The 13,745-nt window shown below is 64.3% G+C and carries 10 protein-coding genes and 1 pseudogene; 1 reads left to right on the top strand and 10 read right to left on the bottom strand.

Annotation, left to right across the window (positions count from 1 at the left end; all coding sequences use genetic code 11):
• Positions 1–158: 158 nt before the first annotated feature.
• On the top strand, positions 159–848 hold the full coding sequence (locus tag ABMA59_RS08370; protein ID WP_349004882.1) for a GntR family transcriptional regulator: 690 nt from the start codon (positions 159–161) through the stop codon (positions 846–848).
• Positions 849–1,131: 283 nt separating this feature from the next.
• On the opposite strand, the gene ABMA59_RS08365 is transcribed toward ABMA59_RS08370, so the two are convergent.
• The 10 genes and pseudogenes from ABMA59_RS08365 to nhaA form a co-directional block, all read right to left on the bottom strand.
• Entirely contained in the window at positions 1,132–2,172 is a 1,041-nt protein-coding gene (locus ABMA59_RS08365; protein ID WP_349004881.1) for an IS110 family RNA-guided transposase, read from the bottom strand.
• Positions 2,173–2,645: 473 nt separating this feature from the next.
• Positions 2,646–3,602 (bottom strand): antibiotic biosynthesis monooxygenase, encoded by a 957-nt coding sequence (locus ABMA59_RS08360; protein WP_349004880.1) that lies wholly within the window; start codon positions 3,600–3,602, stop codon positions 2,646–2,648.
• Complete coding sequence (locus ABMA59_RS08355; protein WP_349004879.1) at positions 3,599–6,304, bottom strand: molybdopterin-dependent oxidoreductase; 2,706 nt, start codon at positions 6,302–6,304, stop codon at positions 3,599–3,601. Before ABMA59_RS08355 ends, ABMA59_RS08360 begins: the two co-directional genes overlap by 4 nt.
• Positions 6,301–7,116 carry an FAD binding domain-containing protein gene (locus tag ABMA59_RS08350; RefSeq protein ID WP_349004878.1) on the bottom strand — a complete coding sequence of 272 codons (816 nt, stop codon included), beginning with the start codon at positions 7,114–7,116 and terminating at the stop codon, positions 6,301–6,303. The genes ABMA59_RS08355 and ABMA59_RS08350 overlap by 4 nt, the downstream gene beginning before the upstream one ends.
• A gap of 10 nt (positions 7,117–7,126) precedes the next feature.
• The gene (locus ABMA59_RS08345; protein ID WP_349004877.1) at positions 7,127–8,701 is read right to left on the bottom strand and encodes a multicopper oxidase family protein; all 1,575 of its coding nucleotides are present in this window, start codon (positions 8,699–8,701) and stop codon (positions 7,127–7,129) included.
• 543 nt (positions 8,702–9,244) lie between these two features.
• Positions 9,245–9,857, bottom strand: a pseudogene (locus tag ABMA59_RS08340) (IS91 family transposase); the annotation flags it as partial.
• Between the two features lie 123 nt (positions 9,858–9,980).
• Positions 9,981–10,232 (bottom strand): hypothetical protein, encoded by a 252-nt coding sequence (locus tag ABMA59_RS08335; RefSeq protein WP_349004876.1) that lies wholly within the window; start codon positions 10,230–10,232, stop codon positions 9,981–9,983.
• Positions 10,233–10,353: 121 nt separating this feature from the next.
• A complete protein-coding gene (locus ABMA59_RS08330) occupies positions 10,354–11,340 on the bottom strand; it encodes a Gfo/Idh/MocA family protein (RefSeq protein ID WP_349004875.1) in 987 nt (328 codons plus the stop codon).
• 78 nt (positions 11,341–11,418) lie between these two features.
• Positions 11,419–12,261 (bottom strand): aldo/keto reductase, encoded by an 843-nt coding sequence (locus ABMA59_RS08325; RefSeq protein ID WP_349004874.1) that lies wholly within the window; start codon positions 12,259–12,261, stop codon positions 11,419–11,421.
• A 218-nt stretch (positions 12,262–12,479) separates the two neighbouring features.
• On the bottom strand, positions 12,480–13,679 hold the full coding sequence (nhaA, locus tag ABMA59_RS08320; RefSeq protein WP_349004873.1) for a Na+/H+ antiporter NhaA: 1,200 nt from the start codon (positions 13,677–13,679) through the stop codon (positions 12,480–12,482).
• Between the last annotated feature and the right edge of the window lie 66 nt (positions 13,680–13,745).

The raw sequence follows: 13,745 nt of genomic DNA, 5'->3' as shown, positions 1-13,745 counted from the left end.
ATCGCCGGCGGCGTGATCGACTGCCGGTTTGCAGTTCAAATGCGGATTTACCTGATTTCACGGCCCCTTCCCCGTGGGCCCAGGGCCGCAAGGCCGCCATTGGCACACGACGATCAACCTACTAACATGTCAGTATGGGTGCAACCGGAGAAAATCACGTGACGGCCGGCCCCCCTTTGGCGCGCCCCCAGCCCTCCGGTGCCACAGCCCGGGTGGTGGACGGACTGCGCCGCGCGATCGTTAGCCTGGAACTCGAGCCCGGAACCAAGTTGGACAAGGCGGAACTGACGCAGCGGTTCGGTGTGTCACGCTTCCCCGTCGCCGAGGCGTTGAACCGCCTCAAGGCAGAGGGCCTGGTCGACATCCGCCCCCAGAGCGGATCGATCGTTTCGCGTATCCGCCTTACAGATGCACGCGAAAACATGTTCCTGCGCCGCGCGCTTGAAGGTGAGGCGGTCGCGTATCACGCGAAGCACCGCTCTAAAAAATTGCTTTCAGCGTTGCGGCTTAACATGCGCCAGCAGAAGGCAGCCATCGCCGAGGACGATCACACACGCTTCCACGGGCTCGACCTGGAACTGCACGACCTGTTTATCTCGCTGGTCGGCTATCCTCGCGTACGGGCCATGGTGGAGGGTGCCCGGCTGTCGCTCGATCGCGCTCGCCGGCTGCTGATTACACCGAGGCGGATTGCGCTGACGTATCAGGAGCATGCTGCAATTGTGGCGGCAATTGCTGCCGGCGATCCCCTTACTGCTCGAACGGAAATGTCTGCCCATCTCGATTCGGTGATCGGAGAACTGGAAGACTTCGCCAAAGAATATCCGGCTCTATTTGACGGCAGCTAGCAGGCTTCTCTGATTGGGGTCGTTGACGTCAAGCTTTTCCTGTCTTCTTTCCGGATCATGTCGCCTCGCGGGTCACTCGCTTCTCTTCGCGGTCGGCGCGGAGCCGCCGCATGATGGGGTCAGGAGAGCGAGGCGTCTCAATCTGTTGAACGACCTTGGGAGAGTTCGTCCCAGGATCGTGCCTGCTAACGGGATCACCTTGCCCATCGTCCCCACGGGAACGATCCGGATCACTCTCTCGGGCGAACCACTGTCTGTGTTCGTTTTTGTTCCTTGTCCTATTTCATGCCGATGCGGGGCCGGCGGCTTCCTTTCCAAAGCGGAATTCGGTTGCGTCGGCCCACATGCGATGCAGGATGACGGCCAGCTTGCGGGCTACCGCCACGCGGGCTCTCGCCATGCCGCGACGTTTGGCGATGTTCATGCCCCAGGCGCGCAAGCTCGACCATTTCTTCGAGCGCACGAGTAGCGAATGTGCTGCCTCGTAGAGGGCGGTGCGGGCGAGTTCGTCGCCGCAGCGGCTGACTTTGCCCGGTATGTCGGTTTCACCGGACTGGTATCGCGCTGGCGTCAGCCCCAGATGCGCTCCCACTGCCCGCGAGGAGCCGAACCGCTCCGGCCGGTCGATCGTGGCGCGGAAGGTGAGCGCGGTGATCGGCCCGACGCCGGGCGCGCTCATCAGTCGCCGACAGACTTCCTCCTTGCGCACGATGTCGAGAACCTGCTTGGTTAGGCGGGCGAACTCCTTGAGCATGGAGCCGAGGATCGTAAGCAGCGGCTCGACCATCACCATCGCCTCGGCGTCGGTGCCGGCCAGCTCGCGCACGCGATCAGCAAAGGCGGTGCGCGAGGGCGTGCCGAGCTTGACACCGGCCTCGCGCAGGATGGCGCGCACAACATTCTCTATGCTGCGCATCTCGTTCAGCACCGTGCGGCGGGCAACCAACAGCGCGCGCCACAACCGGCATTGCCGGCTCTTCACATGCACCTGCCGATACCAGCCCGTGCGCATGATCTGCGCAAGCGCGCGGGCATCGTTGCGATCGGTCTTGTTGGGCATCGTCTTCATGGCCGCATTGGCCTGGCGCGTCTCGATACAGATCGCAGGCAGGCCTTCGGCGCACAATCCATCGTGAAGCCAGGCCGTCAGCGAGCACGCTTCCAGGCCGATGCGCTCCAGCGGCAGATCGAGCTTCCGCAACGCATCGGACAAGGCCTGTGGTTCGCTCGCCGATCGTGTTTCCTTCACGATCCGACTGCTCTCATCGACGACGCAAATCGCGGTCTCTTCCAAAGATACGTCTAATCCAGCAAAATACTTCACGGCTGCTCCTTCCCGATGTTTGTGGCGCTCCAAGGCGACCACGTTCTAACATCCCGACAGGAGCAGCCGCCCGCATCTGGGCTCGGGCGAGACCCCAATCACCCCATCTGTTGAAAAACTGTTTTGTCCACGGAACGTATTGGAATCAGACCGAGCACAAATCAGATTCAAAACGGGTATCACCGATCCTTTTTCCATAGCCTGCTAGCAGCCCTACGTCTGTTCCCATCTGGCGTCCTTCGCGACCCTGACGAGACATGGCGCTGCCGTTGGGCGACATGGAGGACCCTCGCTCCACAGCGCGTCAGTTTCCGGTGGCGGCGGATACCTTTCGAAGCCTTCTGCAGACGTGTTGGAGGGCCGGCAGGGACGTTCTGCTTTCCTGTTTGACAAATAAGAAAGCAGACATCCATTGGGCCTGTGCCCAGCCCTCAACAGGTCGGCACTCACCACAAACGCCCACGTGCGCCGGCCTATAAAACCTTCCAGAACAGCGCGATCATCACGGCATAGGCCGCAGCCAGCAGACAGGCGCCCCGCAGGTTTGCAAGACTTCGCCCGGCCTCCGGCGGTGCCAGCCACCAGCCTAGCCGCTTGGCGGTCCACGGTGCCAGACGAGAGGTAAGAAGGACGCTGAAGGCGTTGCCGATGAACAGGGCGACGGGAAAACTGAGGTTCAGCGCCCCTGTCAGAATCGGCGTCCCCACCAGCATGCTCCAAAGGAAGACGACGGGGTAGAGCGTCAAAAGGACGATCATGTTCATCTTCCACGCCGCGGGCATCGGCCCGCCGCGGGGCGTGGCGTCGCGAAACCATTGCTCGAAGCCGCTTTCCACCATGCGCGTGTGGAACTCCGCCGTCAGCGGCGCGGCTTCGTCGAGCAATTGGCGCCGCTCGGGCGACTCGAGCCAGGCCTTCAGATTGGCCTCGCTGTCGAACCGCAGGATCGCGACACAGTCCTCCTGCACGCCGGGCACCGACGGCTCGAAGCGATAGCCCAGCAGCCCGATCGCCTTCGATTGCGCCGCGGCGATCTTCTGCTCCCATTTCCGGTACTCGACTTCCATGCCGGGTTTCACGCGGGTGCTGATCACCGCGGAGACAGGCGCCGTGCGCGCCGCGCTGGCATCGTCGCGCACGATGTGGACGTCGTCGCGCCCGACAAGCATCTGGCTGGCGCCCTCGATGCGGGACTGCCGCTCGGACGAGCCCAGCCATCGCTTGGCGTCGTCCAGGCTGGCGAAACGCTGCAGGATCACCCAATCGACCTGAAGCGGCGGGTGCGGCGGCATCAATTGCTGCTCGATGAACCCCGGAAAGCCGGAGATCACGCGGCTCGTTTCACCCTGCCATTTGGCGAACGCTTCGGCGTACTCGGGCCGGACGCAGGTTTGCGTGACGATGCTGACGCTCTTTGCCGCATCGCTCATGTTGCGGGGCTTAATCCGGCGAACAGTCGATCGGGCGTGAACGGCAGATGCGCGAACCGCACGCCCGTCGCATTGGCCAGGGCATTCGAGACGGCAGGCGCCACCGGGTTGATACCGCACTCGCCCTGCGACTTCGCGCCGAGCGGCCCTATGGCGTCGGTCGTCTGGGCAAAGAAGATGTCGGTATGCGGCGTGTCGGCAAAGGTCGGGATGCGGCAGTTGCGCAACTGAGGATTGACCATTTTGCCGTGGTCGTCATGGACCATGTTCTCGACCAGCGACCAGCCATAGCCCATGGCAATGGCGCCATCGAGCTGACCCCGGCACTGCATGGGGTTGATCGGGCGGCCGATATCGGCCGCATGGACGCTGTGCAGCACGCGAATCTCGCCGGTCACGCGATGCACGGCGAGGCGCACGCCTTGCACGTTGAAGGCGATGGTGCGCGGCGAAAGATAGGCCCGGCGGCTCACCCAGAAGCGATGGTCGACCCTCGCGCCTTCCGCGTGGAGGTCGCTCAGCGCGATCCGCTGGTTGCCGCAGATGACCCCGTCGTCGTCCAGGCGACATTGGTCGATCGGGATGCCGGCGTGGCGGCTGGCGAAGTCGAGGACATCGGCGGCCATGGCCTCGGCGGCCAGGTGAACCGCCTTGCCGGCGACCACGACGCCGGTGCTCGCAAAAGTGCCGGTGTCATAAGGTGTGCGATCGGTATCGGCGTTGATGATGTCGATGCCATCGGCTCGCGTACCCAGTATCGAGGCGGCGATCTGCTTGTGCGCCGTGGTGATGCCGTTGCCCATCTCGGTCGAGCCGCAGGCAAGATGGTAGGTGCCGTCCGGGTTCAACCGCATCTCGGCGCCCGAGCGATGCTCGGTCGGCGGGCCGCATTCCAGCATCGCCAATGCGACGCCCTTGCCCTCGGCCCAATCCGCGCCGTTCGGCTTCGGGACGCCATTACCCTTCTTGAGTTCACGCTCGACAATGTCGAGACATTCCTCGATGCCGTAGCTGCCGAAGCTGGCGTCGCTGGGCTCCTTCCAGATCGATTCGATGTTGTCGCCCGGCCGGACCACATTCTTGCGGCGCATCTCGAACGGGTCGATGCCGAGCTTTCCCGCCAATTCGTCGATCGCGCATTCCATTGCGAAGGTGGTCTGCGAGGCGCCGTAGCCGCGAAATCCACCGCCCGGCGTCATGTTGGTGTAGACGGCCCTGCCGATGCCGCGCTTGTTGGCGCAGCGATAGGCCGCGATCGGGCTTGCCATGGCGGCCGCCAGCGTCTCGCTGCCGTGACCGCCATAGGCGCCGGTGTTGGAGAACACCTCGACATCGAGCGCCGTCAGTGTCCCGTCCCGGCGCGCGCCGATCTTTACGCGCGTCGTCATCTGGTGGCGTGTCGTGGCGCCGATGAATTCCTCCTCGCGGTTCCACTCCCACTTCACCGGGCGCGCGAGTTTCATCGCGGCAAACAGCACGAGGTCTTCCGACACCAGTTCCTGTTTGCCGCCGAACCCCCCGCCGACGCGCTCGGTGAAAACGTGCAGGGCGCTGGGCGGAATCCCCATGATGTAGGCAAGCTTCTGCCGCGCGGCGAACGGCGCCTGGGAACTGGTGCGGACATGCCAGCGGTTGTCCTCGCCTTTCCAGGCAATCGACCCATGCGTCTCCAGATGCACATGCTGGACGCGGGTGGTCGAATAGGTCTGCTCGTGCACCGTGTCGGCCTGCTCGAAGCCCTTGGCGACGTCGCCGATTTCGCCCTGCAGCGTGCAGAATATGTTGTCGTTGGCGCTGACCTGGTCCCTGTCGTGAAGCAGCGGTGCATCCTGCTGCGCGGCGATGACCGGGTCGAAGACGGCGGGCAGGATCTCATAATCCACGTGCAAGGCCCGGCAGCCAGCCTCGGCCGCCGCCTCCGTCTCCGCCACAACGGCGGCGACCCGCTGGCCGACGAAACGCGCGACATCGTCCAGCAGGCGGATGTCGTCGGGGTCGACGAGATGGTCCTCGTGCAAGGCGGAACTGAACAGGCGCCCCGGCACGTCTTCCCAGGTATAGACTGCGACGACGCCGGGCACCACCAGCGCCGCCTTGCGATCGATGGAGACGATGCGTGCGTGGGCGTGCGGCGAGCGCAGAACCTTCAGGTGAAGCGCCCCTTCGACGGCGATATCCATCGTGTAGCGCGCCTGGCCTGTCACGATCGCCTGGGTGAACGGATTGGGCAGGCTGGCCCCAAGGGCCTTGCCCGCCACGTCCGCCTCGATGTTGCATTTGCCATGCAGCGCGTCGTTGATGGAGCGGTAGCCGGTGCAGCGGCAGAGGTTGCCCTTCAGCGCATGCGGCAGGTCGCTTTTCTGCGCGTCGGTCAGCGTCACGGCCGTCATGATCATGCCCGCGGTGCAGAATCCGCATTGAAAGCCCTGCGCATCGTGAAACGCCTTCTGCATCGGATGCAGTTCGCCGTTGACAGCCAGGCCCTCGATCGTCGTGATCGCGCGGCCTTCGCCCCGGAAGGCAGGCACCAGGCAGGAATGGAACGGCTTGCCGTCGATGTGCACCGTACAGGCGCCGCAATCGCCCGCGTCACAGCCCTTCTTGACACCGAACACGCCAAGATCGCGCAAAAAGGCGCGCAGGCACTGGCCGGCCGCCGGCTCGGCCACGTAGTGACGGCCGTTGACGTGGAAATCGGTCATGCGAGTTCCGCCCGGATCTGTTCGGCGAGGTAGTGTGTGACATGGCGCTTGTAGGGTGCCGATCCGTGCACGTCGTCGAAATAGCCGCCTAGCGGCAACCTGGCCTCCAGCGCCCGGCGCAGTTCATCCGCCGACGGGCAGGCGGCGAAGCGCAACTGCACCGGCCGCGGCGTGGACGCCGAGACCGTCAGCAGGAAATCGGCGCCGCCCTCGCACACCGTGGCGATGATGAGGGCTGCCGAGCGGCCGAACTTCGTCAGCGACACCTGCCGCATGGCCGCTCGTTTGGACAGGGCCGCCGCCGGCAGATGGATTTTGCGCAGCAACTCGCCTTGCTGCAGCACGTTGCGGTGGTTGCCGGTTACGAAGTCGACGACCGACACCTCGCGCGGCTCTCCGTCGCGCGGCCAGAGCGTGCAGACGCCTTCGAGCGCAGCGGTCAGCGAGATCATCGCCCCGGCGGGCAGCGACATGCAGACATTGCCGCCGACGGTTGCAGCATTCCAGATCTTGAACGACATCAGGAACGCATCGATCGTCTGCCGGAACAGCGGCACTGCGCGCCATTCCTGCGGTCCCTGGAAGTTGTGCAGTTCGACGACGCGGCAGGTCGCGGCAATGTCGAGACCTGCCTGCGTGACCGTAAGCGGCGCCCAGCCGAGGGCGTCGAGATCGATCAGCGTGTCGACCGCCACCTGCGGTTCGGAAAACAGCCAGGTGCCGCCGGCCAGCCACGAATAGCCGTCCCGCCAGCCGCCAATATCGGCAGGAGAGGCCGGCCGTTTGACTTCGACTACCGTGTTCAGGTTCATGATTTGCCGCTTAGGCCTCGTAGACTTCGACGGTCTGCATCATGCCCATCTCCTCATGGTTCATCATGTGGCAATGCACCATGTAAATGCCCGTGAAATCGAGGAAGCGGGAGCGGAACACGACCTCGCCGCCCTTGCGCTCGACGATCACCGTATCGCGCCATTGCGGCACGGCCAACGGTTTGCCGTTGACCGACACGACCTCGAACGGGTTGGTGTGGATATGGAAGACGTGATCGTCATGCTCATGCGTGTTGACGATCTTCCACTCCTCCACCGCCCCGAGCTTGACCCGCTGGTCGATGCGGTTGGGATCGAACTTCTTGCCGTCGATGAAGAAGCCGAATTCCTGCCAATGGCCGGCGGCGTCGGCCTCCGGCGCGGTCGCCGAAAAGACCACCGTGCGGCGGTTGGTGATTTCTGATTCCTTGATGCTTTCCAGCGGGGGTGGCGGCAGGGCCCCCGGCAGCTTCATGTCCATCGGCTCGCCGGACACCACCACCTGAGCGAGACGGCCAGTCGGCGAGGGATGACCCTGATCGTAGGGCGCGGCGTCCAGGGCATAGGTGCCAGCCGGACCTGCCTGCACCAGGAGGTCGACGCGCTGGCCGGGGGCGACCAGCACCTGCTCGAAGGATTGCATAGCGCCAAGCTGGATGCCGTCATAGGCAATGACATTCAGCTTGTGCTGCGCCAGATCGAGCAGCATGTCGTCCTGATAGGCGGCGTTGAGGATGCGCCAGCGCTGCACCTCGCCGGGCCGCATCGCGATCACCGGCTCGCGTTGTCCGTTGACCGCCAGGAAACGTGTCGAGGTCTCCGGAAACAGCGTCTCGAACGTCTCGACCATACCATAGGCGTCGAAAACCACCTGAGTCAGCACCAGCAGGCGCTCCTGGGCCTCGGCGACCTCCGGCACGTCGGCGAAGTCGCCCTCGATGACGACAGCCCCCATCATGCCGCTCGATATCTGGATGTCGGCACTGCCATGATGGTGCGGGTGGTACCAGTAGGTGCCCCGCGTATGGTCGTCCGGCAGCTCGATTTCGATGTCATAGGTGTTGCCGGGGGCCATGGAGCGCATGACGTTGTCGGCGATGCCGCTCGGACTGACATGGGCGCCGTGGAAGTGAAAATTGGTGTTGTTGAACTGATGCGGCCGGCTCATGTCGGCAGGAAGCGCGTCCCGGTTGGGCGGCAGACCGTTGACGAGCTTGATGCGCAGCTTGTCGCCGGGCTGCATGCGCAGGGTCGGCCCGGGGCTCGCAGCTTCATAGGACCGGACGTAGAGTTTTACGCCGCCGACCTCCCGATAGGTGTATCCGACCCGCAAGGTTGTGCTCAGCACACCGTCGACGGAGCGCCGGACCTCCGGCTCGACAAGCGGCTGACCCTTGGCGGGCACGATTTCTGCCGGCACCATGCCCATCGACGGAGACATATCCATTTTGCCGTGCATGCCGTGCGCAGAATTGCCGTGCATGCCGTGTACGGGGGCATCGGCCCTCACCGGCCCCGCGGCAAGCAGGAGCGCGCCGACACCCACGCCGCCCTCGAGCAGCCGGCGCCGCGACAGTTTGATCATGCCTGCAGCAAGGGCAGAGGCATCTTTGTCTTCAGGATACCGTTGCAATCTGATCCCCCACGATCAACACTCAATCAGTACGGAGCGACCGTAAATTCAGCATGAATGAATTTCGTCGAAATATCGGGTGCGAAAGGATTCAGTGCTTCAGCGGGCATTGTGTGCCCGCTCGCTACAATCGCTGGCGGCAACAGTCCTGCATCCGCTTTTGCCGTCGCGCTCATTCTACGGGAATGACCGAGGTGGTGAAGGGTTTCGGGTGCCGGCAGGCGTACGAAAGCCTCTCATGCAGGAACTCGCGGGCCACAGTTGATGGCTATGGGGATTTCGAGCTGCGGCCGATGTCGGCGATGGCTCGACCGACGGTGGGAAGCGCGGTGGTGGATGTGGACAGGCCGCGTCGTTTCTCCTCCGTGCGGACTAGCCTATCCCGCACGGGGCTCGTTGCGACGCTGTCGGCGTCAGTGATTGCCGTGCGCAAGTGCGGTTCCGTTGGCGGATGCGGAGCGTCTGCGGCTGTAAGCTCGACCAGGCCATGCCGGGTCATGGAGATGTCTCCCGGTTCGTCGCGGTTGCATCGGGCGGTCCGCGCGGCTGCTTCCAGCGCTCGGACGCCTCGACGACGATCATGCGTCCACCGCGGCAGGGACGTGGCGGGCTGTAGTCTTCCGGTTCGCCAGGTTTGTCTTCATCGGCCGGCGCGGCGACATCCAGAAGTTCCGCAGGCGAGCGCGAGACTGGCCTTGCCGGCGGAGCCGGCGAGCAGACCGTAGTGCCGGATGCGATGGAAGCCGCGCGGCAGGACATGCAGCAGGAAGCGGCGGATGAACTCCTCGGCGGCCAGCGTCATTACCTGCTGCCGGTCCGTGCCGTCGCGGCGGTAGTCCTTGTACCGGAAGGTGACGCCGGTCTCCTCGAAGGCGATCAGGCGGCTGTTCGAGATCGCGACCCTGTGGGTGTAGCGCGCCAGGTAGGCGAGCACCGCCTCCGGTCCGGCGAAGGGCGCCTTGGCATAGACGACCCAGCGCTTCTTCCGGACAGGAGCAAGGTAGCGCAGGAATGCCCGGCGCTCGGCCAGGTGCACCAGCGATCCGAAGAAGGCGAGCCGTCCGGCCTCGTGGAGCGCAAGCAGCCGGGCGAGGAACAGTTGGCGGAACACTAGTGTACACCCGCGCATGCCAAGCAATACGCTCCGAGCGCAATTCCAGCTTGGCCAGGCAATTTGGCACATCCGTGTACGGCGACGACTTATAGTGTGGTGGAGCTTGGCTCCATCAAATCAGCCGGATGTCAAAGTTTCAGACCGCGTGTGCGGTTCGCGAATGCCGACCTGCGCCAGGGCGGTAACGAAATCGTCCAGGTGTGCTGCCTGATCTTCAGGCGCGGAGATCATTTTTGGCGTTGCGCCGGTGACGGTGCGCGATATGGCCAACCGCGTGATGGAACTGCCACGTGAACTCGTCGCCAAGGCTGAGACTCTTGGCGACAATAGCTGGACGATGGTGCCGCCGCGGGTCATGCCGTGGCTCATGAAAGTCCGCGCCGAACGACTTTGAGCCGATCGGTTCCGGCAGCTATTCCGGAACCTCTTCGCTTGCCGCGTGCCGGCGTTGTCGTCGGCGACCGCGCAGGAACGGACGGCGGCCGCTCGATCAGACCGGCTCCCAGCCATCCTTTTCCGCGGCCCGGAAGATCGCGTCGATGACCTTCTGGTTCTTCACCGAATCCTCAAGGGTAAACACCGCGTCGCCACCACCCTGTGCGGCGCGGGCAAAAGTCTCGGCCTCCAGCCGGTACTGCCGCGTTGCGGGGAAGCGGAACACGGTCGCCTCGGTGTGGTTCTGGTTGTGCAGTTCGATGCGGTGATGGTCGTAGTCGCCCGCGTTGAACGGCGCATGCACCTCGATGAAACCCTTCTCGCCGTGGAAGACCATGAACTGGCGCAGCGCCATCTGCGTCGAGCAGTAGAAGGTGAGATGGAAATCGCCGAAATCTGCCTTGGTGCTGGAATAGATGTCGGTGCCGAATTTTTCGTCGCGGTCGACCGTCGACTGGATCCGAACGGGCTCCTTGCCGGTGACGAAGCGGGTCGAGACGGTCGGGTAAACACCGATGTCCGGCAGCGCGCCGCCGCCCAACTCCGGAATGTTGCGCATACTGGAAGCGTCGACATTGTAGTAGGAAAAGGCGCCCTGCACGTGGCGCAGCCGGCCGATCGCGCCGCCCTGCACCAGCTCGCGGACCTTCTTCCACTGCGGGTGGTAGACCACCATGAAGGCTTCGCAGACCAAAACCTTGTTGCGGTCGCGGGCCGCTATCACCTGCGCAATATCTCTTGCGTCGAGCGCCAGCGGTTTTTCGACCAGTACATGCTTGCCGGCGTCGGCGGCCTTGATGGCCCATTCGACATGCTGCGAGGTCGGCAGCGGGATGTAGACGCCGTCGATCGTGTCGGAGGCGAGCATTTCTTCATAGGAGCCAAAGGCGTGCGGCGCGCCGAAACGGTCGGCGAGCGCACGAGCCTTGGCCAGGTCGCGGCTCGCCACCGCCGTCAGCACGCCGTTCTCGGCATCCTGGATGGCCGGCAGAAGCTGCTCACGCCCGATTCTTGCCGTCGACAAAACACCCCAGCGAAACATTTTTCCATCCCTCGAACTAAATGCCGGCGGACCCTAGCGCATGGCGCCTTGCAAGGGAACCTCAAGAACGACGGCCGCTCAGATCATTTCCAGCCGCTGCTTGCGGCGCGGCGGCGGAAAGGCTGCGTCGAGCTCGGAAAGGTCGGCTGGCGTCAGCTTCAGGTCAAGCGCGGCACGGTTGTCACGCACATGCTCGGGTCGTGTCGCCTTGGGGATGGCGATGACATGCGGATGGCGCAGCGCCCAGGCGAGTGCCACGCGCGCGGCGCTGACGCCGCGGCGCGCCGCCACCCGGCCGAGGCGCGCATCGGTGGTCAGGTCGCCCTGCCCAACCGGCGAATAGGCCATGACCGGCAGACCCCGCGCGGCGGCCTGCGGCAGCAGGTCGTATTCGATGCCACGCGCCGTCAGATTGTAGAGCACCTGGTTCGTCTCGACGCCCGAGCCGTCTGCATCCGCAAGTTCCTCCATGTCGTCGGTGTCGAAATTGCTGACGCCCCAATGCAGGATCTTTCCGGCCGCCTTCAGATCCTCCAGAACCCCGACCGTCTCGGAAAGCGGCACGCCGCCGCGCCAATGCAGCAGATAGAGGTCGAGCCGGTCGGTGCCGAGCCGCTTCAAACTGGCCTCGCAGGCGCGCATCGTGCCGGCGCGCGAGGCGTTGGAGGGCAGCACCTTGCTGACCAGGAAAACCTCGTCTCGGCGGCCGGCGATCGCCTCGCGCACCACCTCTTCCGAGCCGCCTGAGGCGTACATCTCGGCGGTGTCGATCAGCGTCATGCCGAGGTCGAGCCCGAGTTTCAGGGCGTTCACTTCGTCGGTATGCCGGCGCCGATCCTCGCCCATCTTCCAGGTGCCGAGACCGAGGACAGGCACGTCGATGCCCGAGGGCAGGCGGGTGGTGCGGACGGGATCGGACATCGGGCGCTCCTCGGATTTTTCTGTCTGGGCAAGTTGTAGGCTACTCGGTCCAGGCTCGGAAGTGGGCTCGAAATCGGGCACGGGCACCGCTTTGCCTACGCGCTATCGTCGCCAGGCCCCGAAAAATCCGCACGGCGCTCCGGTGCGCCTTTGATCTTGCCCAATCAAACGGCCCTGGCGAGCCGCCTGTCTTGTCCTTTCACAAAGACCAGACGTACTCAACGCCCGTCCTCGTCCAATATTTCCCCCGCCTTCGGCGCCAGCATCAGCACCGCCGCTCCCAGCAGCGCTGCCACTAGCGAACCAGCCAATATGCCGAGTTTTACCGCCTTCTGCAGTTCAGGCTCTTCGGCGAAGGCGAGCAGGCCGATGAACAGGCTCATGGTGAAGCCGATGCCGCACAGAAACGCCACGCCGGTCAGGTGCGCCCAGTTCGCGTTGCGGGGCAGATCGGCGAGGCCGAGTTTTATTGCGAGTGCCGAGGTGCCCAGAACCCCGACGAGTTTGCCGAAAACGAGACCGGCGACCACGCCCACCGTCAGCGGTTCGGCGAGCGCGGAAAAACTCATGCCGGCGAAGGACACGCCGGCATTGGCGAAACCGAAGATCGGGATCACGACGAACGGCACGAACTTGTGCAGCGAATGCTCCATCCGGTGCAGCGGCGAATGTTCGAGGTCATGTGCGATGCCTTTCGATACGCGCAACGGCACGGTCAGCGCCAGCGCGACGCCGGCCAGCGTTGCATGCACGCCAGATTTCAGCACCAGCACCCACAGCACCAGCCCGAGCAGCGCATAGGGCAGGAGGTTGAGCACGCCCATCCGGTTCATCGCGACCAGAACGGCGAGAACGGCCGCTGCGCCCGCGAGATATGGAATGGACAGCCCGCTGGTGTAGAAGATGGCGATGATGATCACCGCGCCAAGGTCGTCGATGATGGCAAGCGCGGTGAGGAAGACTTTCAGCGAGGCCGGCACGCGGCTGCCGAGCAGCGACAGCACGCCGAGCGCAAACGCGATGTCGGTGGCGGTGGGGATGGCCCAGCCGCGCAGCGCCTCAGGATTCTGTAGGTTGAGCGCAACGTAGATCAGCGCCGGGACAGCCATGCCGCCGGCTGCCGCGACCCCCGGCAGCACGCGACGCGACCAGGTGGAAAGCTGCCCGTCGAGCATCTCGCGCTTGATCTCCAGCCCGACCAGCAGGAAGAAGACCGCCATAAGCCCGTCATTAACCCAATGCTCGACATTAAGCGGGCCGACATAGGTCTTCAGCGTGGCGAAATAGGCGCCCGACAGCGGCGAGTTGGCGACGATCAGCGCCAGCAGCGCGGCCCCCATCAAGACGATGCCGCCCGAGGCCTCGCTGTCGAGGAATTCGCGGAAGATCGAGACGGGGCGGGTCGATTTGGCTGTCATGCGGCTCTCCCAGTTAGTCGCATCAAGTCATCCGGACTGAATGCCGCGCGGGAGAGATCGCGGCAA

It is taken from the genome of Mesorhizobium yinganensis, from assembly GCF_040081985.1.
Classification (GTDB): domain Bacteria; phylum Pseudomonadota; class Alphaproteobacteria; order Rhizobiales; family Rhizobiaceae; genus Kumtagia; species Kumtagia yinganensis.
The sequence above is the reverse complement of the archived record's forward strand: the minus strand, read 5'-3'. Positions and strand labels throughout refer to the sequence as shown.